Origin of the sequence: Ensifer sp. 22460 (genome assembly GCF_052044935.1) — a bacterium.
Classification (GTDB): Bacteria; Pseudomonadota; Alphaproteobacteria; order Rhizobiales; family Rhizobiaceae; genus Ensifer.
Map to the genome: position 1 here is coordinate 15768 of NZ_JBQENZ010000040.1, position 25145 is coordinate 40912.

At 61.7% G+C, this 25145-nt stretch carries 38 protein-coding genes; 12 read left to right on the forward strand and 26 right to left on the reverse strand.

Features of this window, described 5'->3' with window-relative positions:
- Window position 1: 1 nt before the first annotated feature.
- The 26 genes from ACTJKM_RS32915 to ACTJKM_RS33040 form a co-directional block, all read right to left on the reverse strand.
- Window positions 2–595 (reverse strand): DUF2163 domain-containing protein, encoded by a 594-nt coding sequence (locus ACTJKM_RS32915; protein ID WP_440661681.1) that lies wholly within the window; start codon window positions 593–595, stop codon window positions 2–4.
- Window positions 592–1245, reverse strand: a complete 654-nt coding sequence (locus ACTJKM_RS32920; protein WP_440661683.1) for a hypothetical protein — start codon at window positions 1243–1245, stop codon at window positions 592–594. The genes ACTJKM_RS32915 and ACTJKM_RS32920 overlap by 4 nt, the downstream gene beginning before the upstream one ends.
- A complete protein-coding gene (locus ACTJKM_RS32925) occupies window positions 1245–3089 on the reverse strand; it encodes a phage tail tape measure protein (RefSeq protein ID WP_440661685.1) in 1845 nt (614 codons plus the stop codon). The genes ACTJKM_RS32920 and ACTJKM_RS32925 overlap by 1 nt, the downstream gene beginning before the upstream one ends.
- Window positions 3090–3340: 251 nt before the next feature.
- The gene (locus tag ACTJKM_RS32930) at window positions 3341–3745 is read right to left on the reverse strand and encodes a hypothetical protein (RefSeq protein ID WP_440661687.1); all 405 of its coding nucleotides are present in this window, start codon (window positions 3743–3745) and stop codon (window positions 3341–3343) included.
- Between the two features lie 8 nt (window positions 3746–3753).
- Entirely contained in the window at window positions 3754–4164 is a 411-nt protein-coding gene (locus tag ACTJKM_RS32935; protein WP_440661689.1) for a phage tail tube protein, read from the reverse strand.
- Between the two features lie 38 nt (window positions 4165–4202).
- Window positions 4203–4667 carry a hypothetical protein gene (locus ACTJKM_RS32940; protein ID WP_440661691.1) on the reverse strand — a complete coding sequence of 155 codons (465 nt, stop codon included), beginning with the start codon at window positions 4665–4667 and terminating at the stop codon, window positions 4203–4205.
- Between the two features lies 1 nt (window position 4668).
- Window positions 4669–4962 (reverse strand): hypothetical protein, encoded by a 294-nt coding sequence (locus ACTJKM_RS32945; protein ID WP_440661692.1) that lies wholly within the window; start codon window positions 4960–4962, stop codon window positions 4669–4671.
- 1 nt (window position 4963) lies between these two features.
- Window positions 4964–5293: a head-tail joining protein gene (locus ACTJKM_RS32950; RefSeq protein WP_440661693.1), complete on the reverse strand. Its 330-nt coding sequence runs from the start codon at window positions 5291–5293 to the stop codon at window positions 4964–4966.
- Entirely contained in the window at window positions 5290–5772 is a 483-nt protein-coding gene (locus tag ACTJKM_RS32955; protein WP_440661695.1) for a hypothetical protein, read from the reverse strand. Before ACTJKM_RS32955 ends, ACTJKM_RS32950 begins: the two co-directional genes overlap by 4 nt.
- 82 nt (window positions 5773–5854) lie before the next feature.
- Window positions 5855–6883, reverse strand: coding sequence for a major capsid protein (locus tag ACTJKM_RS32960; protein ID WP_440661696.1), 1029 nt, complete (start codon window positions 6881–6883; stop codon window positions 5855–5857).
- 27 nt (window positions 6884–6910) lie between these two features.
- Window positions 6911–7267: a head decoration protein gene (locus ACTJKM_RS32965; RefSeq protein WP_440661697.1), complete on the reverse strand. Its 357-nt coding sequence runs from the start codon at window positions 7265–7267 to the stop codon at window positions 6911–6913.
- A 2-nt stretch (window positions 7268–7269) separates the two neighbouring features.
- Window positions 7270–7824, reverse strand: coding sequence for a hypothetical protein (locus tag ACTJKM_RS32970; protein WP_440661699.1), 555 nt, complete (start codon window positions 7822–7824; stop codon window positions 7270–7272).
- Window positions 7825–7848: 24 nt separating this feature from the next.
- On the reverse strand, window positions 7849–8757 hold the full coding sequence (locus ACTJKM_RS32975; protein WP_440661700.1) for a S49 family peptidase: 909 nt from the start codon (window positions 8755–8757) through the stop codon (window positions 7849–7851).
- The gene (locus ACTJKM_RS32980; RefSeq protein ID WP_440661702.1) at window positions 8754–10475 is read right to left on the reverse strand and encodes a phage portal protein; all 1722 of its coding nucleotides are present in this window, start codon (window positions 10473–10475) and stop codon (window positions 8754–8756) included. The genes ACTJKM_RS32975 and ACTJKM_RS32980 overlap by 4 nt, the downstream gene beginning before the upstream one ends.
- The gene (gene gpW / locus ACTJKM_RS32985; RefSeq protein WP_113294433.1) at window positions 10472–10708 is read right to left on the reverse strand and encodes a gpW family head-tail joining protein; all 237 of its coding nucleotides are present in this window, start codon (window positions 10706–10708) and stop codon (window positions 10472–10474) included. Before gpW ends, ACTJKM_RS32980 begins: the two co-directional genes overlap by 4 nt.
- Window positions 10709–10716: 8 nt before the next feature.
- A complete protein-coding gene (locus tag ACTJKM_RS32990; RefSeq protein WP_440661704.1) occupies window positions 10717–12762 on the reverse strand; it encodes a phage terminase large subunit family protein in 2046 nt (681 codons plus the stop codon).
- A complete protein-coding gene (locus tag ACTJKM_RS32995) occupies window positions 12759–13421 on the reverse strand; it encodes a hypothetical protein (protein ID WP_440661706.1) in 663 nt (220 codons plus the stop codon). The genes ACTJKM_RS32990 and ACTJKM_RS32995 overlap by 4 nt, the downstream gene beginning before the upstream one ends.
- A 144-nt stretch (window positions 13422–13565) precedes the next feature.
- Window positions 13566–14312 (reverse strand): hypothetical protein, encoded by a 747-nt coding sequence (locus ACTJKM_RS33000; RefSeq protein WP_440661707.1) that lies wholly within the window; start codon window positions 14310–14312, stop codon window positions 13566–13568.
- A gap of 231 nt (window positions 14313–14543) precedes the next feature.
- Window positions 14544–15170, reverse strand: coding sequence for a transcription termination/antitermination protein NusG (gene nusG, locus ACTJKM_RS33005; protein WP_440661709.1), 627 nt, complete (start codon window positions 15168–15170; stop codon window positions 14544–14546).
- Between the two features lie 4 nt (window positions 15171–15174).
- Complete coding sequence (locus ACTJKM_RS33010; protein ID WP_440661711.1) at window positions 15175–16440, reverse strand: helix-turn-helix domain-containing protein; 1266 nt, start codon at window positions 16438–16440, stop codon at window positions 15175–15177.
- An 88-nt stretch (window positions 16441–16528) separates the two neighbouring features.
- Window positions 16529–16822: a hypothetical protein gene (locus ACTJKM_RS33015; protein WP_440661713.1), complete on the reverse strand. Its 294-nt coding sequence runs from the start codon at window positions 16820–16822 to the stop codon at window positions 16529–16531.
- Window positions 16819–18624, reverse strand: a complete 1806-nt coding sequence (locus tag ACTJKM_RS33020) for a hypothetical protein (protein ID WP_440661714.1) — start codon at window positions 18622–18624, stop codon at window positions 16819–16821. The genes ACTJKM_RS33015 and ACTJKM_RS33020 overlap by 4 nt, the downstream gene beginning before the upstream one ends.
- Window positions 18621–18773, reverse strand: a complete 153-nt coding sequence (locus tag ACTJKM_RS33025; RefSeq protein ID WP_440661716.1) for a hypothetical protein — start codon at window positions 18771–18773, stop codon at window positions 18621–18623. Before ACTJKM_RS33025 ends, ACTJKM_RS33020 begins: the two co-directional genes overlap by 4 nt.
- Entirely contained in the window at window positions 18773–19024 is a 252-nt protein-coding gene (locus ACTJKM_RS33030; protein WP_440661717.1) for a hypothetical protein, read from the reverse strand. Before ACTJKM_RS33030 ends, ACTJKM_RS33025 begins: the two co-directional genes overlap by 1 nt.
- Window positions 19021–19458 (reverse strand): phage regulatory CII family protein, encoded by a 438-nt coding sequence (locus ACTJKM_RS33035; RefSeq protein ID WP_440661719.1) that lies wholly within the window; start codon window positions 19456–19458, stop codon window positions 19021–19023. Before ACTJKM_RS33035 ends, ACTJKM_RS33030 begins: the two co-directional genes overlap by 4 nt.
- A gap of 248 nt (window positions 19459–19706) precedes the next feature.
- Window positions 19707–20081: a transcriptional regulator gene (locus ACTJKM_RS33040; RefSeq protein WP_440661721.1), complete on the reverse strand. Its 375-nt coding sequence runs from the start codon at window positions 20079–20081 to the stop codon at window positions 19707–19709.
- Here ACTJKM_RS33040 and ACTJKM_RS33045 point away from each other — a divergent pair.
- From ACTJKM_RS33045 to ACTJKM_RS33100, 12 genes are all read left to right on the forward strand, one after another.
- Complete coding sequence (locus tag ACTJKM_RS33045; RefSeq protein ID WP_440661722.1) at window positions 20008–20709, forward strand: XRE family transcriptional regulator; 702 nt, start codon at window positions 20008–20010, stop codon at window positions 20707–20709. The genes ACTJKM_RS33040 and ACTJKM_RS33045 overlap by 74 nt on opposite strands.
- A gap of 475 nt (window positions 20710–21184) precedes the next feature.
- The gene (locus ACTJKM_RS33050) at window positions 21185–21367 is read left to right on the forward strand and encodes a hypothetical protein (protein ID WP_440661724.1); all 183 of its coding nucleotides are present in this window, start codon (window positions 21185–21187) and stop codon (window positions 21365–21367) included.
- Window positions 21368–21446: 79 nt separating this feature from the next.
- On the forward strand, window positions 21447–21620 hold the full coding sequence (locus tag ACTJKM_RS33055) for a hypothetical protein (protein ID WP_440661726.1): 174 nt from the start codon (window positions 21447–21449) through the stop codon (window positions 21618–21620).
- The gene (locus ACTJKM_RS33060; RefSeq protein WP_440661728.1) at window positions 21620–21952 is read left to right on the forward strand and encodes a hypothetical protein; all 333 of its coding nucleotides are present in this window, start codon (window positions 21620–21622) and stop codon (window positions 21950–21952) included. The genes ACTJKM_RS33055 and ACTJKM_RS33060 overlap by 1 nt, the downstream gene beginning before the upstream one ends.
- A complete protein-coding gene (locus tag ACTJKM_RS33065; protein WP_440661730.1) occupies window positions 21949–22269 on the forward strand; it encodes a hypothetical protein in 321 nt (106 codons plus the stop codon). The genes ACTJKM_RS33060 and ACTJKM_RS33065 overlap by 4 nt, the downstream gene beginning before the upstream one ends.
- A complete protein-coding gene (locus tag ACTJKM_RS33070; protein WP_440661732.1) occupies window positions 22262–22435 on the forward strand; it encodes a hypothetical protein in 174 nt (57 codons plus the stop codon). The genes ACTJKM_RS33065 and ACTJKM_RS33070 overlap by 8 nt, the downstream gene beginning before the upstream one ends.
- Entirely contained in the window at window positions 22428–23387 is a 960-nt protein-coding gene (locus ACTJKM_RS33075) for a phage Gp37/Gp68 family protein (protein ID WP_440661733.1), read from the forward strand. The genes ACTJKM_RS33070 and ACTJKM_RS33075 overlap by 8 nt, the downstream gene beginning before the upstream one ends.
- The gene (locus tag ACTJKM_RS33080; RefSeq protein WP_440661734.1) at window positions 23384–23626 is read left to right on the forward strand and encodes a hypothetical protein; all 243 of its coding nucleotides are present in this window, start codon (window positions 23384–23386) and stop codon (window positions 23624–23626) included. Before ACTJKM_RS33075 ends, ACTJKM_RS33080 begins: the two co-directional genes overlap by 4 nt.
- Window positions 23623–24012 (forward strand): DUF4326 domain-containing protein, encoded by a 390-nt coding sequence (locus ACTJKM_RS33085; protein ID WP_440661735.1) that lies wholly within the window; start codon window positions 23623–23625, stop codon window positions 24010–24012. Before ACTJKM_RS33080 ends, ACTJKM_RS33085 begins: the two co-directional genes overlap by 4 nt.
- Window positions 24009–24536, forward strand: coding sequence for a hypothetical protein (locus tag ACTJKM_RS33090; RefSeq protein ID WP_440661736.1), 528 nt, complete (start codon window positions 24009–24011; stop codon window positions 24534–24536). The genes ACTJKM_RS33085 and ACTJKM_RS33090 overlap by 4 nt, the downstream gene beginning before the upstream one ends.
- Window positions 24536–24904: an HNH endonuclease signature motif containing protein gene (locus ACTJKM_RS33095; RefSeq protein WP_440661743.1), complete on the forward strand. Its 369-nt coding sequence runs from the start codon at window positions 24536–24538 to the stop codon at window positions 24902–24904. Before ACTJKM_RS33090 ends, ACTJKM_RS33095 begins: the two co-directional genes overlap by 1 nt.
- Window positions 24904–25143 (forward strand): helix-turn-helix transcriptional regulator, encoded by a 240-nt coding sequence (locus tag ACTJKM_RS33100; RefSeq protein ID WP_440661737.1) that lies wholly within the window; start codon window positions 24904–24906, stop codon window positions 25141–25143. Before ACTJKM_RS33095 ends, ACTJKM_RS33100 begins: the two co-directional genes overlap by 1 nt.
- Window positions 25144–25145: the final 2 nt, after the last annotated feature.

The window sequence follows — 25145 nt, forward strand, 5'->3', positions numbered from 1 at the left end:
CCTATCTCGACACCTGCCCCCACTCCTCGGGGATCGTGCCGACGGTCGCGACGTATTCGAGCCCGGTATCCGTGTCGTCATTGTCGAACTGCTGGTCACCGGAGCTGCGCTTGATCAGCGTCTGTCCTCGCGCCGATCGGCCAGGCGGCTGCAGCTCGATCGTCAACGTCAGCAATCCGGAGCCCTTCGCGTCGAGTGCGTCATCGTTGAAGCTGACCCGGTCGATCTCATAGAGGTTCGAAACCAGAATGCCGACGACATCACTGGTTTTGGGTGCGCCGGCAAGATGCGTGATGATGACCGGCGAGTTCGGGTAATCATATTCCTCGATCTTAGCGACGGCATCTTCCGGGTCTGTGACCGGGATATTCGAGAACTGGATTGTCCGGGTCGTCACCGCAACGCCGACGTCGCTGTTGATGTCGCCCGCCTCGAGGAACCTGTTCGGCAAGTACTTCAGGCCGTTATAGGTAAACGGCCGCCCGCCACGATGATAGCCGACAGTCTTGCCAGGCAAATCGAAGCGGATCAGGTCGAGCGTCGCGAACTCGCCGCTCTCGACGATCGCCTCGACTTCAGGAGAAAGCACGCTCATGAGAAGAACAGCTCCGTAGCGGTGAACTGGACATTGTAGTTCGGCCAGGACTTCGGAAGGCTGTAGCTGCCCTCGTCCATCTCCATGATGCAGGCCGGTTTCTCGAAATGGACCGTATTCCCGGCGGCAAAGGTCTGGGTGTCCAGTGCGAAGCGGATCGACAAGGTGACGACGCCTGCGCCATTGGCCGTCGCAGGCGCCATGATCCGATGCAGCGAGCGCACCAGCGAGGATTTGCGCACCTCGACATAGTCGCCCTTCGAAAGCTGAAAGCCAGCCGGCAGCCCGTTGACAACGATCGTCAGCGAGTTCGTGATCGACTGAAGCAGAGCGTCGCCGTTGAAGGCTCCGCCGCCCGCCTTCACACCGGACAAAGGCGTGTCGCCCTGGTAGGCGATCGGCCGAGGCCTCTGCGGATCATAGCCAGCAAACACGCCGCCATCGCTCGCCAGCATGTTGAAGGCGTCGAATGCCGCAACCTCGGCCGTCGTCAGTTTGCCCGCGGCATAGGTCGCCACCCAGAACGGCGTGCCGCGAAACAGCGTTTCGGTGCGCCGGCCGAGCATGCGCGAAGTGCTACGGGTGCGGATCGGGTCGAAGGAAATCGACGGGCCATAGACGACGGCGGGAAGCGCGATCAGATCCGGCATCAGTAGTCCCCGCCGTTCTGCCGGAGATTTTCCCGCGCGGCCTCGTTCCGTTTCATCAACTGAACGGTCTGCCCGCTCGCCTGTTGCAGGATCTTGGCAACCAGGTCCTCGCTCAGTTCGATCTGAACGACAGAGCGCCCGCCATCGGCCGCACCGCCCGCATCGGGCAGCTTGCTCGGCGCGATGATGCGGCCGTGGTTCGTCGGCACCATGAACTCTTCCTCATATTCGTTCACCCGATAGATCCGCCCGGGCGAAACGTCGCCGCCGCCAGCGCGCGCGCCGCCGGTCAAGAAATCGCCAAGCGTCGTGTTCGGCACAAAGCTCGGAGAGAAAAGCCCCTTGTTGCCGCCGCCAAACCCGCCAGAAAATGCTTCGAACAGCGAGCCGAAGAGACCCTTGCCGTTCGTCTGCACGTTGATCAGTTCCGTCAGCAGCGCCGCCAACGCCTCCTTGGCATCGAAGGTACCGTCGACGATGCGGGTAAGCTGGTCGTCGAGTGTGTCGCCGACGCGCTGCGCCGCATCGCGCATCCGGTCTTGCTGATCGATCAGATCCTCCTCGGCCGCCATCTGCCTATACTTCTGGTCGATCAGCTTGGAGATTTCCTGCCCCTCTTTCGAGGTAGCGGTAACACCCGCCTCGCGCAGCGCGATGGCCCGCTCGCGCTCGATATCGGTCAGACCCATCACCGCAAGCTCGTCGCGTAAGGACTGGATGACGTTCTCGATCGCCTGCTTTTCCTTCTCGGCGGCGCGCTCGGCCTTGGAGCGGCTGCCGCCCTTCCCCTTTTTGTCGTCATCCGGGGTGATGACGGGCGGGGTCCATTTCACACTCGGCGCCGGCTTTGGTGAGTTGCGCTCGCTAAGGATCGCAATCACCCGGTCTTCCTCGGCACCTAGTTGATCCATATACGCTTCCAACTGGCTGATCTGCTCATCGAGCATACCCTTGGCACCGTATGCTCCCATTGCCTCACGCTGCTCCCGCGCTTCACGGATCTGCTGGGCAATGTCGTTCCTTCTGCCCAGCAGTTGGGTCTGGCGTTTTTCAAGCGTCTTAGTCTGTTGGCTCTCAAACTCGTGGAAACCGTCGATGAAGGTACCGAGGGCACCGACGGCATTGACGATCGCAGCCTTGAGATTCGTGCCAACGGTAGTCGTGATCGCATTGAACTGGCGATCGATCTCTGCTGCCTGCTGGATCATCTTTTCGTCCAGCACGATACCGAGATCGTTGGCAGCCTTGATCGTGTCGCGAATACCGGCCTCACCCTCCTCTATGAGCTGGACGAACTGCTCGCCGCCGGCACCACCAAACACTTCGTCCAAGATCCGGATTTGTGCCGCCTTATCGAACTGCTGCAGCTTTCCGATGATCTCCGTAAAGAGTTCTGAAGGGTCCTTCAGCTTGCGCTTGAGATCGCCCGCCTCCAGCCCCAAACGCTTGAACGCTTCTGCCGCCGAGCCGCCTCCGGTGAGGATGAACTCATCTGCACGAAGGTTGAGTTCCTTGATGCCGTCGGTGAGGGCGTCGACACCTATGCGGTTCTGCTCAGCAACATACTTCAGTTCCTGAAACGACTTCACATCGAGGCCGGCTCGCCGCGCCTCATCACCGATCGAGGCTATTGCGCTTGCTGCGTCGCGAATGATCGCTACCGTGGAGGCCGAGACAACCCCAGCCGCGACGCCAGCCACGCCGCCGGCCAGACTTTTGATCCGACCGATCGACGCAACGACGTCCAGAGCGGTCGACTTCGTCATGGCTCGGATGCGAGCTAGGGAAGCCTCAAACCCTTTCGAGTCTCCGGATATTGTGACGGGAATATCAGGACGCGACATGACTTACCCCTTCGGTGCCCCTATGACTTGATGATTGGGATTGGTCTTGAGCGACGGTCGAACGCCGTACGCAGCAGCGGCGCGACGAACCTCTTCGCGAGAGATAAACGGAACGCCGCTGAGTTTTCCGGAAAGCCCCTCCAGCGCCATCTCGAATTCGACGGCCGTCGACCTCCAGAAGACTTCCGGCGACCAGCCGAGAAGCTTCGGAGAGGTGGCGACGCGAAACGCCGTCTTGAGATGGTCGGAAATCAGGAGAGGCTGACGGGCTTTCCCAGCAAAGCATCCGCCGCGATGTCATTGGCCGTCTGCTCATCGCGCCGGATCTTGCCCGCCGCGACATGGCCCGCGAGTGCCGTTTCCGCCGCCTCGCGCCAGTTCGCCTGGTCGGCGAGCGAGATGTTGTCATCGGCGAGGATTTTGGCAACCAGTGTGTCGAGCTGGTCGGCGTCGTCGACGACAATCAACGCGCGGACAGCGCAGGCAACGGCCTTGGGCTCGAAACCCAGCAGCCGGGCGTAGACCTCATCAATCGTCCTGGCGCCGATCGCCTGCGAGAGCCGGGCGAGACCGGAGAAGGTGACGGCGATGCGGAAGTCGATGGCGCCGATCTTGACCGGCGCCTCGCCACGGATCGGGTTAGCGTGTTCCACCATCGCCCCCGTCACACGGCAGGCACGAAGGTGACCACGCCCGTCATCGCACCACGGATGTCCGCCTGCAATTCGTTCGTCTTATCGCCAGAGAAGGTGCCCGAGATTAGCACGTCGCCCTCAAAGGTACCGACGCCGGGAACGGTGATTTGCCACTCGCGAACTACCTGGTTGACGATGTCGGCCGCGACCGACTTCATGGTTGCAGTGTTCACGAACGAGCCCTGTCCGTTGAAGCGGATCGACTGGATGCCGTACATCAATGCCAGCACCAACTTGCTGCCAGGAGCAGCACAATTCGGCTTGGTGATGTCGATTTCTTCATTGTTGATTTCGAGCGAGCGAGACTCGACGATGCAGGCAAGCTCGAAATTGCCCGTATCATTCGCACGGGCAAAGGTAAGTTCGCGGCCGAGAGCCATGGCGATGTCCTCTGAGGTTGGTGAGAGCGGAAGCGCGCCTAGAGGGCGGGCTGCTGGGGATCGGCCGCAAGCGTCTTGTAGGCGATCCGGTAGTTGATCGAACCGGCGCAAAGCGACGTGCCGGTCTGAGTGTTGACGTAGTGGCGCTCAGATTCGAGCAATGCCTCGATCACGAGACCATCGAGCTTGATGGCAGCCCCCATGGCGCTCTCCACCTCGACGCAGATGTCGTCGAACTCAAGCTCCGGATCGTCGTCGCGAAGATGGACCACGATCGAAAGCGGCAGCCGTCGATCGTAACCATCCTCACCATTCGCGCCCGAAAATGGTCTGAGGTCGGCAATCTCGTTGCTGTCCGACCAGGTGAGCGTCAGTGCCGGCAAGTCTTCCTGCCTGATCCCGCCCTTGCGGCCGCGGACGACCTTGTCGGGGTCGGAGAAACGCGGAATGGCGATCAGCCGCGCCTTCACCGCGTCAAAGATCCGGGTGCGGAGGTGCGCCATGTCAGGCGATCGACTTGCCGAGGTCGCGGAGCGCCTGGCCGAGGATCTCGACCGAATAGCCGAGTGCTACGATCTGCTCGCGGGTCTTCCTCTGGTCGGCAAGCCGGCCGACATCGGAGCGTATCGCCGAGCGCAGGCGGGACGGTAACTGCTGCCACGGACGCTGCGTCATGCCGCCGACGGCCTTGCGAGCCGTTTCCTTTTTCGCGCCTTCATCGGTGGCAAAGAGCGCCTGGCAGATCTCTTCGGCCGGGTCGACCTTCGCGGTCGTCGGCGCGTCCTGTTCCTGTTTCATGTCAGATGTCTCCTGAAAGCGAGAGCTTGAGCATGGCCCGGGCGTCGTCGCTCACGTTGATGATGGGATAGGTCACGCCGTCGATCACGACTGTGTCGCGCTTACTTTCGAGACCCGGCACGTCGGTCGCGGCAACTGCGAGCAGATGCGTCGTTCCCTCGACCGCCTGATCGACCTCCTCCATAAGCTCGACGTCGCGCCAGACGCGGAGTATGCCCCGAACAGCCTTCGGACTAACGACGCCGGCGATGGTGAACACGGCATCGACGTTGCCGAAGGCCTTCGCGAACTTCGACCCCATGCGGGCGAAGATTTCGGGGCGCCGCGTCATTTCGATTTCAGCTTGTCGACTTCGGCCTGAAGAGTTTTGACCTGGTCGGCGAGCAGCTTGTTATCTTTGCCGAGCTGATCTTTTTCCGCCTGCAACGCCTTGATCTGATCAGCAAGGATCTGGCTATCCTTGCTGAATTCATCGTTTTCAGCTTCGAGTTCATCGTTCTTCTTCGACAGCGCCTTGCTATTTTCGAAGGCTGTATCGCGCTCGGCCGTAAGCCGGTCCACCTTGCCGAGCAACTCGTCACGCTCGCTGGTGATGGAAGAGATCTCATCGCGGAATCGCGCAAGGTCGGCACTGGATGGTCCCGCCTCCTTGACCTCAGGCCCGCCGACATAGTCGCCGAAGTTCGCACGAAGGTTCTTCACCTCATCTTCCGAGATGCCGTTGGCGCCGACCGGAACCGGATCACCGGGTTTGTACTCCTTCTTGCCGAGAGTGACGGTGACATTGAACTGCTCTGTCTTCTTGCTCATCTGAGCCTCCTGTTTACCGACTGCGGTCTCCGCCGCCCGAGAGCGACGGAGCCGAGGCTGGCATGGGGTTACGTTGGGTAGATCAGCGCACCAGCGCGAAAAGGCTGGCGTCGGGTTCAGGGGCAACCGGGAGCGGTGCGGCCTGCGTCTGCACGATCGTGCGAGACGGATTCCTTTCGCGCCACATGTCGGGAAAGCGTTCCATCGCCTGCAGCACGTCGTTGTCGAGGATCGCGCCGTAAGCGAAATGGCCCTGGAAGCCGTAGGGATCGAAGATCGCCACACCCATCGACGGCCAGAAGTTCTGCTTCACGCCGCCAACGGTGTAGGGCTGCGAATACTGGATGAATGTCAGTTCGCCGATCGTGCCCAGCACCGTGTAGTACTTGTTCTCGGCGCCAGTGGAGACCGGCCCGAGCTGCATGATGCCGCCGTCCTGACGCCGGTTGTCGAGCATCTCCTGGAAGCGAGGCGACTTTTTCAGGAGACCGGCCGCCCCCGGTCCCAAGAGGACCTCGCGGGCGGTAAAGCCGCTGGTGTCGCCCAGCAGCTGCGCCCACTTATCGACGTCGTCCATCGGATCGACGCCGGCTTCGCCCCAGCGCGCGGCGCCGGCGAGTGCAATGGTCAACGCAGCATCGCGCCCGAATGTCACCGTCTGCGTCGGATAGTCTTCGCCCTGCACGATCACCTGACCGGTGCGCAGAACCTGCGAGCACATGTACTCTTCGCGGCGCGTAATCCGCTGGTCCTGGTCATCGATGATGGTCGCGAGATTGTAGGCGTAGCGATTGGCAGGCGTATCCCGACCACCGATCGGTTCGCCCGGAATGCGGATCATGTTGCCGCGTGGACGAAGCGTGTTCTGCGGCTTGACGTAGGCCGGGGTGAAGCTGGTCGCCTTGAAGCCGCGATTGGCAGAGTCCTTGCCCGGAACATCCGGATGCACGAACGGAGCAAGCTCGCGATCGGGAAGGATGCGGTCGAAGACGATCTCTTCCATGTCGGAAAGCACGGTCGTGGAGAAATAGCGATCGCGCAGGAAGGCTTCCGGCCGGTCACGGGGCGGCAGAACCTGAATGAGTTCCGCGGTATTGAGGAGGATATCCATCTGTCAGTTGCCCTTTCGGTTAGGCCGTTACTTCAGGACGCGAACGTAGAGGGGCGAGCCTTCCTTGCGGAAAGCGGCTTCCACGGTCGCGGCTGTGTGACCGGCACCAAGAATGAGTTTCGTCGAATCGAAGGCGCCGCCGGCGTAGGCAGCGGCTACGACGTCACCGGCGGATGCGTCGCAGTCGGTGGCGAGTACGAGGCCCGGCGTCTGCGAGCCGTCGGCTGCGGCCGAGGCGGACAGGATGTACTTGTCCGACGCAGTGATGTTGCCGATCACCGCGCCGCGCTTCAGGTTCTGACCGCTGGCGATGGTGATGTTGCGCGTGACGGCCGGCACGTCGGAGACGAGCAGGTCGTTCGGGGCGAAAGTTGCTTCAGCCATGGTCAGGCTCCCTTGCGGTTACGGCCGTGCATGGCCTGGATGGTGTTCCGAACACCGGCAACAACCGCCTGGCGCTCGCTCGACTTGCCGCCACCCGGCGTTCCTGCACCGAGCTTCGGGCTCTTGCCGGCCATGCGACTGCCAAGCTGCCCGCCCCCGCCGCCCATCGCCGACAGCAATGCGCCGGCGTCCTTGGCGGAATAGAACTTCGATCCGAAGGCCAGTTCAGCGGCGAGCCCCGGATTGGCATCGGCTTTCGGATGGGAGAGGATCGAGCGGATCCGGCCCTGTTCGGCGCGACGGATCGCACTGGCAGAAGTGGTCTTGCCTTCGTCCGCCTCGTCCTCGTCGGTTTCGGCAGAGGTGTCTTCTTCCTCGGCGTCAGCCTCAGGGTCCGTCACGTCGTCTTCGGCAGAGGTTTCATCCTCGGTGCCTTCGGCGGTTTCTTCTTCTTCGAGTTCTTCCGGCCGCTCTTCTTCCAGCCGGGAGCCCTTTTTGCCGCTAATGGCGGCGAGCACGCTCCGCGTGAGCGCGCTGGTGCGCGTCAAGTTCGACATTCGTCGTCTCCGTGTGATGATGGGTTAGCCGGCTGTCCGGCTCAGTTCCGCTTCGAAGGCCGCAAGGACCTGCGAAGGACGTGCAACCGCGTCGGCGAGGCCGGCATCAACCGCCTTTTGTCCGCGATAGACCCGCGCCTCGGTGGCGAGAGCGGATTGCTGGGTGAGGCGGCCGGCGCGGAAGCGCGCAACGGTCGCCGCAAATTCGACGCGAAGCTCTTCGAGCTCGGCGAGTTCCTGTTTCAAGACATCGTCGGGGATGGCCTGATAGGGATTGAAGTCGGCCTTGTGTGCGCCAGCTGAAAGGATCGTGACGTTCAGACCCTCCTTTGCCAGCCAGGCGCTCATGTCGACATGCATGGAAATGACACCGATAGAACCGCAGATCCCGGTCTGAGGAATGACTACCTGTCGGGCTGGCGATGCACACAGATAACCGGCAGAGCAAGCATGATCGGTAAGCACTGCGATCGTCGGCTTCATCTGCGAAAGCTCGAAGATCTGCTCGGCGCAATCAAAGGCGCCAGTCACCTCGCCGCCAAAGCTGTCAACCTCAAGCACCACTGCCTTGACGTCGGCGCTCTCCATACAATCGCGAATCTGAAGCGAAATCGCTTCATAGCTCGTCATACCGCACGACTGACCGATCCACTTGCCCTTGTTGACCAAAGAGCCCTCTATCTCGATCAGCGCAATGCCACGTTCGGACAACATCTTGGGGCCTTTGTAGACGTCGTCTCCCCAATAGTCCTTCGCGTCCCGCAGCTTCTCGCCGATCAGGCCCATCTTTTCGCCACCAGCCACATGCGCGGCAACATCCGGCGCACCGAGGACCCGTGGCCCGAAGGCACGCGCAATGATGTCGCCCTTTGCAGGGTGCAACATCAGCGGCGTACCGAACATACGGCTGGCGATTTCAGGATAGTTCCTCATGCCGGCTTCCTTCTGGCAATCGCAGGAATGCCGACCGGGTGACGGCGGGCAGACTGACGACCATTGACCTCTTCCTCGGTGTCTTCACCGGGCTCGCGATCATCGGCTGGGTTCACGCGCGGACGCGCCGGGACACCGGCAGCCCCCATGGGCAAGCCCAGTTTTTCATAGAAGCTGCGCTCGCGTGCCCGCTGCAGCGCGTCCATTTTCCAATCCCGACCCTGCTCTGCCGATTCCTGCTGCAGCGTCGTCAGGTTGTTTTCGATGCGCTCGCCGGCGGCCTGCGCTTCGCGCAGCGGATCAATCCAACCACGACCAGGACCGATCCAGTCCGCGTGGCACCAGGCCGCCGGGTTCTGGTCGAACGGCACGGCGCCGGCGGGAAGTTCGATCAGGCCCTTGTCGAAGATCTCCTCAAGGAACGCACGATAGATCGGAGCCATGAACTGGGCTGCAAACCCGCCCTTCTTCGCCGTCAGTCCGCGCCAGATTTCCAGCAGGGCCGCGCGTGCCGACGAGTAGTTGACGTTGCTCCAGTCCATCGTCAGCTGCTCGTAGGTGATGCCGATCGCGCTCGCGACCTTGCGCAGGGCAGCATTCACGAAGGCCTCAAAGTTCGCATTCGGATGCTCCGGCTTTGTCAGGGTCGCTTTTTCCCCCGGCTGCAGCATGTTGACGCGAACGCCGGGTAGGTCGATCGGTGCGGCGCTGTAGTACGCCTTCTGCGCGTCCGACATCTCGCCGTAAACGCTCGCGACTTTCTGGGCCGACACGTCTTCACCCATGGCATCGAGAAACTCTTCCGGATCGAAGGGCGTCTCGATGAAGGCGGCCATGACTGCGTTCAATGCCGCCGCCTGGCTTTCGAAGTCCTCATAATCCGTCGACTGTTTGATCGAGCGGATGATGGGCGCCCAGTCCGAAACCCCGCGCGTCATGCCGGCCCGCTTCTGTCCGAAGGCGTGAACGACGATCGGTCGTCCCCATTCGGTTTCTCGCTCGACATACTCCCATTGCCACAGACCGGTATTGCCGGCGAAGACTTCGCCGGGATGCGACTTGCGGAAATGATAACCCTGCGGTGCGCCGTAGCCGTTGATCACGACCCCGTCGCGCAGGAACTCGTCATCCATGCGCCCGTTCGGGTTCGAGCACCGTGCCGGGTCGACGACATGAACAGCGGTCTGGAACAACGGAGCGTTGTCGTGCCAGACGATGACGCCCATCGCCTCGCCCTCAGGGCCGAACCGCTGACGGGCGGCAAGGCCGAGAATGCCGGCCATCGTTTTCGTCCGCTCGGCATCACACCACTTGTCGACGTCCTGCGTGTAGTCGCGCCACAAGGCCTCGATCCGGTCGGAGATCGCATCGGCTTGTTCGAACGTCATGTTGAGCGAGACATGGTTCGGCCTGGCGGCAAGCGTCCAGCCCGAACCGATGATGTTGTCAACGAGACGCGACGTACCAGCAGCACCCCAGCCGTCATTGCGGGCAACGTCGTTGAGACGGTCGACCAGGTCGACGCGGTTCCACGACAACGCCGACTGGCCCGACCAGGTGCCCGGCCGCCATTTGGCAAGCGACGGATGATCGCTGGCGGCACCCTGGTAGGCGGTCGATGCCATCATCCGGTTCTTCGACATCTGCACACGGGCGGCCGCGCGCATGGCATCGGGCAGCGGCTTGTCATCCGGGCCGTAAATCGCGACATCGCTCATCCGAAGATCACCCCTCGGCTACGGGCTCGACCCATTCGACGCTGGCCAAGCTGCGCCTCAAGACTGCGCACGTACTGGCGCAGGCTCCCGGCATTGGCGGCGACATAGGTAATCGCCTCGCCGTTGTAGTTAAGGCTGACTTCCGCGCGGCCGATCTCCAATTGGTGAAGTGCCTCGCGCGCTTCTGCGAGCCGCGCTTGCAGCACGGCGCGTTCCTGTTCGGTCAAAGCCATCTGAGATCCTAGCGATTGTTGCGCTGGCGAGCCCGCTCGGCACGCGCAAGCGCGGCGGCGAGCCGCGATGATGCTTCGGTTGCCGTCGTTTCGGCCGGCGTTTCCGTTTTCACCTCAACCCGGTTGAGATGGTCTTCGAGGTCACCTTGCTGCGGCGCCTCGATCCGGCCGAGGCGGTCGGCTATTGCGTCCCACTCTTCGTCCGTCCAGTACGGCACGCCCCAGCGATAGGCACCGGCAAGACTCTGGTTGAGCATGTCGATGATTTCGTTGCGACGACCGTCGAGTAGCTTCCAGACATAACGGGTGTGACCGCTACGGGTCTTTTCCGGCACGCGCGCCTCCGAGGTCGCCTGCTGGTAGAAGTCGTCGCCAAACCCTCTTGCAAAGCGGATGTAGCCTGCCCGTTCCGGATCGCTTTTTTTGTAGTCGCGATAGAGCCGCAGCTTGAACGCCGAGGCATTGAACGTGAAGAAGCGTGACGACCACTTCTGCTTTTTCGGCTTGCCGCGCTTGTCGTACTCTTTCGTCTGCACGATCGGCGGCGCGGCCTCGGTGTTGCCACCGCGAACCATGATGACGCGAGATTTCGGGTGCTTGCGAACCCAGTTCCACACGTCGTCGGTGTATGCGTTGCCGTCGATCGCGAGGCGATCGGCCAGGCGCTTACGGCCGAGTTCGTCAGTCCACTCGCGCTGCAGCAACTTGTCGAGTGCTGCCCGAACCTCAGGCTCCGAGATGTGGCCGGAATGCTCCTTGTAGCTTGGGAGGTGGCTGCCGGCGCGATTGTCGATGACGCCGTGGTCAATGACGGCGCGATAGCGGTTGCGTCCGTAACCGACGAGGAGCCATTCGACACGGTCGCCCTGAACGTCGAGACCGAGCACCAACACGAGTGCTTCCGCCGGAATGACGCCGCGGCGGAAACCTTGCTCTTCACCGCGGTCGCGCAGAACTTCCCAATCGACCGCCTTGTTGTCGGCCTCATAGGCAAGACCTAACCAGTCGTTGAAAAAGGTCTGCTCTGCTCCGGAGCCATTGTCCCGCTTCTCCGGTCCACCGGCCTGAAGGGAGAGCCACTCGCGCGCCAGGTTCTCCCAGCGTTCAAATGGCGAATACGCCATCCAGACCCGAAACGACCGGTGGCGGCGCGCCCGATCTGGGTACTTTGCGACCCACTTCGCACCGTTCCTCGGTAGCACCATCCATTCTCGATGATGCTCATGAATCTCGCCACCGCAATGGATGCAGACGAAGTGTGCTTTCTCGGGATGCTCAGGATCGAGATGATCCCGCATGTTTTCCCAGCGCAGCTCCTGCAACCCGCCACACTCTTTGTGCGGGCAAGGAACGTGGTAGCTCTCCTGCGTCCCCTCGCGATAGTTCGCCGTGATCTTGCATCCCGGCTCGACCATCGGCGTCGAAATCTTGAAGACCTTGGCGTTGAAGAACGCTTTGCTGCGGCTGTCCGCTTGCGCCTCCGGGTCACCAGCTTCGTTCATCTGCCACTTGGCAAGATCGTCCTGCACCTGCTTTCGCGGCGAGATCATCGACAGGCCCGCCGGCGAGTTGGCGCCGGCCGCCTGAATGGCTCCTCGGCCGTCGATCCGCTCCTTGTAGAGCACCGAGTTGCTGGCGTCGCGGCTGTTCTGCGAGAACAGCTTGGCGACGGCCGGCATCTCTCGCACCAGCGGCATGAGCTTTGTCTTCGACCAGCGCGACGCATTTTCCTCGGTCGGGTGGACATAGAGGAAATCGCCGGGCGCCATGTCGAGCGAGCCGAGCGTGAAGATGTTGGCGCAGATGGTGCCGCCGATCTGGGCCGACTTCGCTAGGCTGACGATATTGCAGGGATCCTCGGGCGAAAGCGCCCTCAGGATCTCCGAGAAGAACGGAACAAGGTCCTCATTGTATTTGCCGGGATGGTCGGTGATGCGCTCAGAGAACTCGATGTTCTGCTTGGCCCATGCGAGGTAATCAACCGATGGCGGCGGCTCGCAGATCTCGGCAAGGACCGAATACGCCATCCGCTCCGGGTTGAACAACATCGTCACGTCTGTTCATCCTCGAGATGTTCAACCAGCTCGGCGGCGGTAGTGGCGAAATCATTCGCTGCCTTCGCACGCGTTTCGCGGAACGACTTGAGCAAGGCATGCATCGCGTCGTGCATGGGCACATCGAACTGCGCAGCCATCGTCTTCGCCATGGCGGGTATAGCGAGTTCCATCACCTTGAAGGCCTCAGTTACGGCCTTGACCGTCTGACGCCTGGCATCGTCGGCAAGCATGTAGCGCCCAACTTCAAGCGCTTCCTCACGCTCCAGCTGCGCGGTCTTGATCTGCTGCTGCCTGAGGCGCTCGGCTGCCAACTTGTCGGCAACGTCATCCCTGACAATCAGCTCCGGCTCGTCCGGATCGAAGGAAGGCGGCTCCGCGGCAGGTCGCGGCGGGCGGCCACCGAGGTTCAGCGCCGGCTGGCGGGTCGGCATGTTCAACGATGCCTGCCCGTTGGCGCCAAAGCGCTGGGAAGGCTCAAGCGTTTTCTGCAACTGCGACTGGGCAACAGCCGGCCTGATCTTCGCCGCCCTGCCCTCACCTTCAAGCGCATCGCCGTAGATCTTGCCTTCGGCGATGTACTGCGAGATCCGGCCAGCGCTCACGCCGATATGTGCGGCGAAGGCACCCTTCGTCATCGTGTCAGCGGACAGGCTCATTTTAGCTTTCGACTTTAGCCAAACTCTTTAGTTTAGGCTCTGACTTTAGGCTTCAAAAAGTCGCTCAGACTAGGCAACCACCGCGGTGCCAAATACCCGTAGGCCGGACTTCGCCAGGAAGGACCCGCGAACCGGTCGACCGGGTCAGCGAGCCGTCCGAACCGCCCTTTCGAAGGCGGCGGCGAAGTGGTCATGAATGTTCGCGGTCACATAGCGCTCGACGACCTCGCGAAGATGGAGGCGGATGCGATACGTGCTCTGCGACACGAACAGAATGACCGGGAAGATCGCATTCGTGGTCGGGTCGCGCTGGTAGACACCCGGAAAGAGATGGCCCGGACGTTTCGCCGCGAAGAAGCGCGTGTTCTTGTAGTTCTTGTTCCTCTTCAGGGAACTGTCGGAGCGGACGCGGGTAGCACCGGCACCGCGATAGTCGATCTGCAAATCGGCCATGACACGGTTCAGAAACCCTTGCGTCATGTTGCCGTATCGATCGAGAGGCGCACGCTTCGCAGGAACTGCCACTTCGTTGCGCTTCATCAGGTTGCGGTCGATCAATTGCCGCTCGAAAGCCTTGTGCGTGCGCATCCCGCCTTCGATCTGTGGTCCAAGGAACGCGGTTGCTGGCAACCCTCCCTTGGTTCGATCACCGGTCACGACGACCGCTGCCTGCAGATTTTGCCTGGTTGCCCGATCGAAGACGACGCCGCGCTTGGCATAGGGTGTCGGCCGATCGAACACGCGATCCATTTCGCGCTGCACTTCGAGCCGTCCGCCTTTTGCCGTCTCGTTCAGAGTCAGCATGATCGCATAGGGCAGCTGCTTGCGCTCAATGTCGGTAAGGGACCGCTCAAACGTCGAGAGATCGAACCTGATATGCGCATCAATCATCGTTCGAAAGCCTGCGAGATGCTCATATCTCTTAAATGAAAAAGGCGACCTTTCGGCCGCCCGTCATCTTCTCATAGCAGTAGCACTCGCCCTGACTCGGTGCCTCATATGGAGGCTTGAGGGCATGGGGCCGGTGCGTTAGTTCCCTGAGGCTTTCGCCTGCTCTGCTCTAGATCTGATCTAGGGGATCGGAGGGTAACGTCATCCGGCTCGTCCGTGGCAAAATGACTCTCACAACTTCTTCAGATGTGCAAGAGGCATCCTCTCGATATCGAACGGGCGGCCTTGCACGTCGATGCGCACGCTTGCCCTCGCCTCCCGGCACCATTTCACGGCAGTGACAATACATCGGAATCCGGTAAACGGACCAAACACGATCTCGGCTTCAGTGCCCTGACCGATCGATTTGTCGGTAGCGACACGTGGCGCTTGGCCATCTCCGAATAGCGCTTTGAAAACAGCGACGTGGACATCCTTGATGATGTGGTAGCCACCCGCTCCGCCAACAAAATCGATCACATGATTCTGATGACGAACCCCAAGAAACGCTTCCGGAGACGGCACCAACCGCACCAACAGGTAGCCCGGAACAGCAGGTTGCACCACGTCGATCTTCTTGCCACGTCGGATATAACTGTCCTTTTCGCGCGGCATATAGGCCTCGACATTGGCCGCTGCCAGCGTGTTTTCCACATCAAACTCCCTGCCCTTTTTCACATGGAGGCAGTACCAACGGGCGCTATCGGGGTGCATTTCGGTCACTTTCATTGTTGCTGCCTTCAAACTTGCTTGTGTGATTCGCCGCATACGGTCCCTGAAACCGTCTTTGGCCAGCGTTGCGATCGGCTGACCCTTCATTCCCCTATGCTGCATCATGGTCACCCTGCCCCTCGCTGATGGTTGCCTTGAACGTCTCGATTGCCGCTTCGACGCTGCCGCCAGCCTCTATCAGCGGGAAGCAGATCCACTTGGCGTCGCCCATGCGAGGCCATGGCCATTCCATTCGCTCATAGAGCTGCCGATAGGCCTGCACCTCGGCGGAATCGACGTGGTAGCTCTTGAAGCCCTCGCCCGCCTCGACGATGGCGCCGTCGATGACCTGGCCGCGAAACTGCTCCGCCGCCGCATACATCTCGCTGACCTTCGGCCAGGCCCAGCGTTGGCGATGCTCACGGCGAACGCGATCGGCCATCGGGCCTCCAGCCTTCACAGTCTGCTGGAGGAAGGGTGTCATCGCCGGCATGGGTGCATCCGGCTCAAGCAGGCGGCTTATCGCCAAGGCCTGCCACGCCTTGCTGAATGGCTTGTGCACGCTTGGCGGGTTAACCGCAGCCGCCGCCACGGCGCCGAGCCGCTGCCAGCGCTTTTCGTGAAGGTACTTGCCGGCGGCCACGGTGCCTTTCTTCGTCCGGCCGAGCTGCTCACGCGCCCGGAGATAGGCCGGCGTGAGTTCGATAGCCACTCTACGTTCGGCAGGCGTCAACCGGTACCAGGCCTTGCGGGCTTCCGTTTCGCTGTCGTCGAGATTGGTCGGCCACGTCGGGAACCACCGCTTGAAGCCACGCTCGATCGACTGCCGGCTTTCAACCTTTTCGTCATCGCTCGCGCGCTCTCTCTCCGTTCGTTCAGCAGGAGCCGTTAAACAAGAGTCGTTAATAGGTGCCGATCCAGGACCGGCAGGGGGTGCCGACTCTGGACCGGCAGGGGGTGCCGATATATCGGCAGGGGTGCCGGTATACCGGCAGGGGGGTGCCCCCTCCTCCTCGTCGGAAATAGGACCGAATTCCTCGTCGGAAACATCACCGTCATTGTCCCACGATTGGAACGCAGATTCCGGCGTCTCGCGATCGTAGATGACCCGATACCAGTGCGCGCTGTCTCGGCCGCTGTCGCTGGCAACCACGCGCCGCTCCACGGCTCCGATCACAACGAGGCGATCGAGCGAGGCCTGCACCGTCGAGCGGGCACAGCCCATCTCTTCCGACATCTTCACCTGGCTGCGGCGGCACCATCCGTGCTTGCTGCTGGTATGTCGTCCGAGAACGCAGAGAACCTGCAGATCTCGCCCCTTGAGCCGCTGATCGGTGACCAGCCAGCCGGGAATGATTGATAGTCGCGCCGTGCTCACTCCGCCGCCTCCATTTGTTGATGCTGATAGATCCGCACATCGACGCGGCCGCACATCAGGACGAGCCTGTAACCTTGGTCCGACCAGTTCACTGGCTCCTCCCCCGGCGCGCGATTTCGACTAGCTGCAGGCGCGCGCATTCGCGCGAGACCCGCAAAGTGATGGGATGGCCGCCGTCATCGCAGCGGGTGCCGCAGAGCGCGGCGATTTCGGTTGCCAGGCACGTGAGGCCGGCCTGAAATCCCGCCCGCTGGAGCGCGGTGCGGATCGCCATCTGGTCGCGCAGCAACACGTCCAGCGGTGCATTGAGAATCCAGCGAGCCCGAGCGGCATCGTCCGGCGCGTCGAGCAGTTCTTCGACAATCGGGAGAGGTGCCGTCATTGTGCGACGGCCTCCAGCAACAAGGCCCCGGCGGTCGCCTGAAGCGCCAACGTCCCGGCATCGGACAGCGCCCAACACTCCCCGTCGCGCAGTTCGATCAGTCCATCCGCCGAAAGCCCGGCAATCAGCGCGTCAGCCACGATCGGACGAACGCCGATCCCACGCCGCAAGGTCACCGCATCGAACTCGCCGCGCTCCAGCATCCAAACGAGGGCGCGTGCACGCTCCTCGCTGAAGCGCTCGTCGAGCGTCTTGCGCGGCGTTTCGCGTGCGAACTCGTCGGGCTGCGGCTTGTAGGTCATCGGCGCAACGTTGCCGCCCGCACCTGGCAGCAGCGGCGCGGCATTCTCGTATGCCTTCCAGTCCACGCGGATGATGCGCGGGAAGCCGTCGCCATAGCTGCCATCTTCGTTGCGTTCCCAGACGAACCACGCCGTGTTCATCTGGCTGCTCGCCTCAGGCCCGTCCCAGCCGTCCCGGTGCATCATCGGCAGGCGACGGGTGAAGAGGTAGACGCGAGAAGGCGGGTTTTCGTCCATGACGAAGATCCGATTCGGGTCGTCGAAACCGGCCGCGAAATTCCAGTTGAGGAGCAGCGCCATCTTGCGCGGCTTATGCTCGCGAAGTGCATGGGCCGGAAAAGAGTTCGCCAGCTCCGCGTATGGCGGGTTGGTGACGATATCGACGCCGACGGAACCGCCAGCGACCGACAGCAGGAAGTCGCCCACTTGCTGCAGCTCGCCGTGCCGCGTGGCAACGCCCCGATCGACGAGATCGGCGATCATCACCTCATAACCGGCATCTTCGAGCGGGCGCATGATCGCGCCTTTGCCGACCGCCGGCTCTTTCACCATGGCCGAGAAGCTTTCCAGCGCCAGCAGCGTGCGCATGGCCTCGATCGGCGTTTGGTAGAGCTGATCGCCCTTCTCGCCCGCCGGAGCCGATCGCGTGCCGATCGCGTGTGACAGGCTCCGCCGGCTCGGATCAAGCCCTGCCTCCAGCCGGGCGGCGATCACGCGCTCGACAAAATCAGGCTGCTCGCGCACGACATTGCGGAGCTTGCGCGCCTCGTGCAGCCGGCGCTTGTCGATGCCGACATCGTCGAGCGTGAAAACGTCCGCATCGCGGACCTTTGCGCGCCCCTGCTTGGCGACCTTCCCTTTTTCCTGCGCCTCGTCGATCGTGTCGGCCATCGCGACGTAGCACATGCTCTCAATCTTCAGCGCTTCCGCCTGCATCTGGCGCGCCTTGTCGATCAGCTCGCGCGAGGCCTTAACTTTTTCGGCATAGTTCACCGCCGCCTTCGCCTGCTCATAGGCTCCGGTTGAAAGCAGCAGCGCCGCCCGCACGTCGCCGGCGCTCAAGAGCGCGCGTGCCGTCTCGATCGAGGCGACCAGGTCCGACGACTCGGCAGCCGGCGTTGCCCGAGACGCGGGAACAGCGAAATGCTCATAAGGTGGCGAGGTCCACACAACATCGACGCCGCCGCCGTCGATGCCGATCGGCACGATATCAGACGCCTGCGCATGGTTTGCCGCGTGAACAGCAAGAGCCTCGCCGCCATGATTAACGAGATCGATAGCGATTGCCGGGCGTTCGTAGCCGGAAAGCTCATAGGCCTTCTCGGTCGGATACCAGAGCCATGCTTCTTTGGCATCGCGCTTCAGCAGTTGCCTGCCGTTCAGGTTCCGACACGAGGCATTGTCGGCTTTGCTCTCGCAGCGGACGTGACCCACCGCGAGCGCCGCTTCCATGATGCGCCTGGCGCGGTCGCCAATTCCCTTCGGCAGCCCTTCGATCACAGCGCCCGCCTTTCCGATTGCTCGATGATTTCGCAAACCTCGCACTCGTCGATGTTGAGCAGCGCGGCGATGGCATAGGTGTCGTGCTGGCCGTCGTGCCAAAGCTGAAGCACGCGCTCGATCAGGATCTGGCGAGGAAGCGAGGGCATCAGTGCGCCCTCGCCAGACGATCGAGGTAGGCAACGCCCTTGCGTGTCAGGGAAACGCCGACGCCGATGCGTGACGTGATCGAGGGGGCGATGATGCCTCCGGTGAAGGCAACCACACCTGCAGCGGCGCAGGTCTTGGCAACATCGATCCGGCAACCTTCAACACGCAAAGAACCGCCCGCGTAGCGGACGGCGCGAAGGAAGGCGCGAGCCTCAGCCGAGAGGTGAACGTCGAGCGTGGAAGGGATCATGGTTCCTCCCCCAACCCAGCCAGCACCGCCTGCAGTGCACGGATTGCTTCGCGCGCCTCTTGCGAGATCTCCTTGCGCTCCAGGCTGTCGACCTTCCCGTCGGCGCGTGCCGCGATGATCGCCTGCGAGACATCCATGGTCTCTTTCAGGATCCGATGCGCATCGGCTTCCGTCACTGGCTTGACCGCGACCTGCCCTGAAATCGGAACAAGCTCAAAACCGAGCTGCTTTGCGGCCTCGCCGATGATGATTGGAGAACCAGCCCGGCGGTCGGCCTCGACGGCGATATCGACTGGAACAACGTTTTCGCGAAATTCGATGCTGACCGAAGCGTATTTGGAAAGCGTCGAGACGCCGACGCGCGCAAGCAGCGCAAACGACGTTAGTCCGCCTCCGAGCTTGAAGCTCGCTTCGGTCGCCCCTTTCAGGGACATGAGAGGTTCATCAAAGCGCACGAAAACACCCCGCGAAAAAAGCAAGGAAAGAAAACCGGATAAGGATTCAGTGAAGCGCACAAGGTGCGCGCGTAGGGTCAGCCCATCAGGTCAAGGGGGACCACATGGATAGGCGGATGGAAAAACAGAGGCAGGGACGCGCAGGTCAGTGGCGCGCCCCTGCCAGGTGGCAAGGCGCACGGGAGGGAGGAAGCCCGCGTTTGTCGTGCCTTGCATTGGTGACTTTCTCATTCGGCACCCACTGGGGGGCCGAAGACATCCCGCCTCAAATCATGTCGGGAAACGCCAGTCTCTCGTTCAATCGCAAGCACACGCTCGGGCGGCGCCTCTTTCCACTGAGACACCGCCTGAGGTGTGATGTTGAGTTTGCGAGCAAGAGCCGACGAACCGCCAACAGCTTTCCTCGCACGATCCAACGATTCAATTGAGAGTGAGTGTTCCATGGCGAGAAGTAAAAGCACAGCTTTAAAAAAGATGCAAGCTACACTTAAATGGACGCGCGATGAAAGTTCCTCTTTCAATGCGCGTATGAACGATAGCGAACTTGCAAAGAAAATTGGCGCCGCGATCAGGACAGCCCGCAAACAGCGAGGACTAGTCATGCGCGAAGTCGCCGAGGCGGCCGATGTTAGCACCGGAGCTGTGGGCAACTGGGAGCGCGGCGCCAACGTCCTGTCGATGGATAACCTTCAGGCAGTGGCGCGGCTGCTTAAACTAGACCCAGTCGCGCTGAGCCGAGGTGAACTAACCTACCTTGGCGTAGACGATCCGCTCGAACTGGCCGACGCGGAGATAATCAGCGAGCGCGGCCCAGCTCCAACCGGACCACTCGATGTCGAAGTGCTAGGGGTTGCAGCCGGTGGAGACGACGGAGACTTTACCCTGAATGGCGAGGTCTCGGGTTACGTTCGCCGCCCACCAGGTATTGCCCACCTCCGCTCAGTATTCGCGCTCCATGTGATAAGCGACAGCATGGTCCCCCGGTATGAGCCAGGAGACTTGATTTATTGCGGCGGGCGCCACGCCGTACCAGGAGACGACGTAGTTATTGAGATGTACCCCGACGAGGGCGAATCGCACGGAAAAGCTTATGTGAAACGCATGACGCGTAGAGCCAAATCGGAGCTGGTGTGTATCCAATACAATCCCGCAACCGAACTCACCTTTGACGCGTATCGCATCAAGAACCTTTGGCGGATCATCCCGCTGCGCGAACTTCTCGGCTATTGAGCCGAGCCGCTTCGACGCGGACGCGATCAGACTCGCAAACGAACATCACCTGAATTGAAATGGTTTTGCCAGGAAGCCCTTCTTCCCGGCACGAGGAGCATTGCAAACGCGTACCCAACTGGGCAACCGAGGTCATTGGCCCAACGCCCCGACCATACAGATCTTGCGGCTTCCGCCATCGTGAATGGCCACAATCTCCACACTCGATAGAGAGAGACGATACCTGACCTAGGGTTGGGTCGGACGCTGGCAACATTCCATCAAACCTCCTTTGTTCTCATTTCGTTCGCAATATCGATTCTTTCATCCCACTTGTCGAATCGTTTTTGCTAAAGCCATGTTTTAAAGTATAGCTTGCAAATAGATTTAAGCCGTGCTTTCTTTCGCTTGCCTCGTTAAAGGCGACCGCGGGAAGGATAGGCATCAAATTTCCGCGCCGCCGGGAGGCTCACCCGGTTCAACAGCGGAGAATGACATGCAACCGAACGGCGGAATTAAAACCAGAAACACCCTCCAGCGCATGGCAAAGGCCATGGTCGAAGTCGGCGAGGGCTGCACGGCCGAAGACCTGAAGCGCCGGAACTTCACCCCCGACCAGATCGGCACCCTCGGCCCGAAAGCCAGCGAGATCGCGACCGACATGGCTCAGTTCGCCTGAGGCCGAACGCTTTCGGCGTCGGCCTTCGGGCCGACATCGAAGGTGTTCCCTTCGCTGTCCTCAATCGGAGTCTCTGGTCATGAATGAGCACTTCACCGGCTACCACAAGGCACGCCTTGACGCCGGATACAGCCGCTTTCGGCTTCTCTGCGTCAGTCTTGCTATGTCGGCAGCCATGCTGATGTCGGCATTCCTCGCTGGCAACACGGCAATCAAGAAGGAATGGCAGTTTGCGTCGGAGGCTCGCGTCTGATGGGCCACAAACCATACCCCCTCGACGGCACCATCCCCGCCGAACCCACCGTTCACCGCCTTTGGGACCAGGGCGCGACCGCGCGCGAGATGGCGCTGCACTTCTCAGTGCCGCTGCCCTCCATGGAGCGCTATCTGCGCCTGCGGCTTCATCGCTGGATCGACGCACAGCGGCGTGCCGCTTCGCCCGACGATCGCCGGATCGTCCACACCGTCCGCTACTTCGACCGCAGCGCCTACGCAGTTATGCACGTGTCGCTGCCCCGTATCTCGATGCATGTGAAAGCGATCGAGGCAGAACACAAGAATGCGGACTGGAGGGTCGCGGCGTGAGCATCACCCTCTGGAAACCGGAAACGGACGTCGTTCTGCACCAGGCGCTCGGCAAGTGCGCCGAGGAGTGCGCAGAACTATCGCAGGCGCTGGCTCGCTGCCTGATCCAAGGCTTTCACGAAGCTGAACCGGTCACGCACAAGCTCAACCGCACGCATCTCTTTGAAGAGGCGGCCGATCTTAAGGCGGCGCTGCGCTGGCTTTTCGACGTTCTGGACGAGCCGTTCAAAGGTGAATCCGAACGCGAGCGCCGCAAGTTCGACGGCTTCAAGCGGTGGCAGGCCATGCTTGAGGCAGAGGGCGGCACCAATGGCTAAACTCCTCCACCCCTTCCGCATCCATTTCCATGACCCCGAAGTCGCACCGATCGACATCGACGCCGCCGACGCCAAGGCCGCTCGTGAAGTCGCAGCGGAACGCCGAGGCGTCTCGCCGGGCGCTATCCGCAAGGTCAAAGTCATCAGGGAGAACACCAATGGCTGACGGCTCCAAGATCGAATGGACCGACGCGACGTGGAACCCGATCACCGGTTGCTCGGTCGTCTCCCCCGGCTGCACCAACTGCTATGCGATGAAGCTCGCCGGCACGCGGCTGAAGAACCATCCGAGCCGCGAAGGCCTTACTCGCGACACGAAGGCCGGACCGGTCTGGACTGGTGAAGTACGCTTCAATCCGCAATGGCTCGACGAACCGCTGCACTGGAAAAAGCCGCGCATGATCTTCGTGTGCGCCCACGGCGACCTCTTCGCCGAGGGCGTGCCCGACGAGTGGATTGACCAAGTATTCGCCATCATGTCGCAGGCGCCGCAGCATACATTTCAGGTGCTCACAAAGCGTCCGGAGCGAATGCGGAGCTACCTCACCCGCTCCCAGCTAGAGCATCATCTTGTCGTCGCGCTCTTGCGGACCACATTCCCGGTGCCTGAGCCCGGCCGCTGGCCGCACCTTCCGCTTCCGAATGTCTGGCTTGGCGTTTCTGTGGAAGATCAGAAGCGCGCTGATGAACGACAAGGCTTAATGCTGGAGGTCGCCAATTCAGGATGGCACACATGGGTGAGCTATGAGCCCGCGATTGGCCCCGTCGACTGGAAAGATTGGAGGTTTCTCCGTTGGCTGGTTTCGGGCGGCGAAAGCGGCCCTCGCCCTACGCATCCGGACTGGCATCGAGCGACGCGAGATTTCTGCGCCTCTATTGGCATCCCATACCTGTTCAAGCAGTGGGGCACCTTTGCGCCGAGGCGCATCACGATTTCCGAATTTTGGAACCCGGCGACGGCGCAATTGGGCGAATTGATCGCCAACTCCAACGGCAAGCTGGAGCAGTACCCGGCTGACACGGGAAATGTCGTGGCGATGCGCAAGCTCGGCAAGAAAGAAGCCGGCCGCCTCCTCGACGGCATCGAGCATAACGGCTTTCCGGAGACCCGCCGATGATCGCGCGCTCGTCCGATCCGAAGGTCAGAAACCCGGTGCTAGGCTTACCGGCTGCGAAGCGTCTTGAAATACTGCCACCGGAGGCGCGTGCCGCGCTCGCTGCCGTGCTCAAGGATATCGCGCAACACGCTCGCGCCAAAGCCCAGGAAAGTTGGCGCCGGAACAAAGGTCCGATGGCCGTCTATTGGAAGGCCGTCGGCGCCTATGCGACGCACCTCTACAGGGTGACACGGCCATGACCCCCATTCGCCTCCAGCTTTCCCGCCGCAAGGGCTTTAACCTTCAAGACGCCAGCCTTGCCGCCAATGACCTGACTGCCGTCAACGTCGCGCGGCCGTCGAAGTACGGCAACCCCGTTATCAAGCAAGACTTCGACGAGCTGCAGTCGATCTATGCGGAACTCGGCCGACCGCCGATCGAGGGCACGTGGCAGCAACATGCCGTGAAATGCTTCGACGCATGGCTAGGCGGCGAGATACCGGAACTCGGCACACCGCCAACTTGCGAAGAGATCCGGCGCGACCTGCAAGGCAAGAACCTCGCCTGCTGGTGCAAGCCCGGCGACCCTTGCCATGCCGATGTCCTGTTGTTCATCGCCAACGACGGCAGCGAGGTGAAGCCATGAACCTCGACTTTGCCAAAGAGACATACCTGGACGCGCGCCAGCTGCTCGGGCTTGCCAGCGAGGAATGGTGCGAATCCTTCGAGGTCGAAAGCGGCCGCGCCGAGATCTGCGCCAAGGACTTTTTGACCGGAGAGGTGGAGCCGATCGCTCACCTCCTGCCGGCGTGCGGTTACGACGATCGCCGGATCATGACGCACGCGCCGACCTATATGCGCGCAATGGACTTCCTGCTGCAGCATGCCTTTCGCGAGATCCGCGAATTGCGTCAGAAACTTGCCGTGCAGCAGCCGAAGCCCAAGCAGTACGCCGCCGAATGCGCCATGAAGTGCAGCGAGCCAGCCTTCCTGAAATTCCTTGAGGAGCGCCACGGCCTCCAGCGGCCACTCACGAAGGATCGCGCGGCGACAAAGGTCCGCTCCATCCTCAACATCTCTTCCCGCCGCGAGCTGGACGAAAAGCAGGACGCCGCAGCCCGCTGGCGCAGCCTGGTGAATGCCTTCGAGGCTTGGAGGCGGCACGGATGATGATGAGCCGCCGCGAGGCGATCCGCGAAAGGATCATGGCGAGGGTCGTTATCGACCCCGTAACCGGCTGCTGGATCTGGCAAGGGCCGACCTCCGGCAGCAAAGGCCGTGGCAAGAACTATCCGCGCATGTCGCTCGGCAGCCAGACGGTCGCCGTGCACCTGGTCATGTGGACCAACGAGCACGGCTACATTCCCGGTAAGAAGCAGCTGGACCACAAATGCCGCAACCGCCTTTGCGTTAATCCGGACCCCGAGCATACGGAGCTGGTGACGCACAAGGAAAACCAGAAGCGCCGCGACCGGGCACGCGCCGGCATGATCGGCCACAACGGCGGGCCGCCGCTCGAATGCGAGGAGGTTTGCTAATGGCGAAATCAGATCAGATCGCCTACCCGCCACGCGGACTTAGCCGGCCGGAGGCTGCACGCTACATCGGCGTTGGTGAAACGAAATTCGATGAGATGGTGTCAGACCGGCTAATGCCGCGCCCCAAGAGGATTGGCGGACGCGTCGTCTGGGACCGCATCGCGCTCGATGTCGCCTTTTCGGCTTTGCCTGATGAAGGAAGCAACCGAATTGACGACTTGTTGTCAGGGCGTGCATAGAC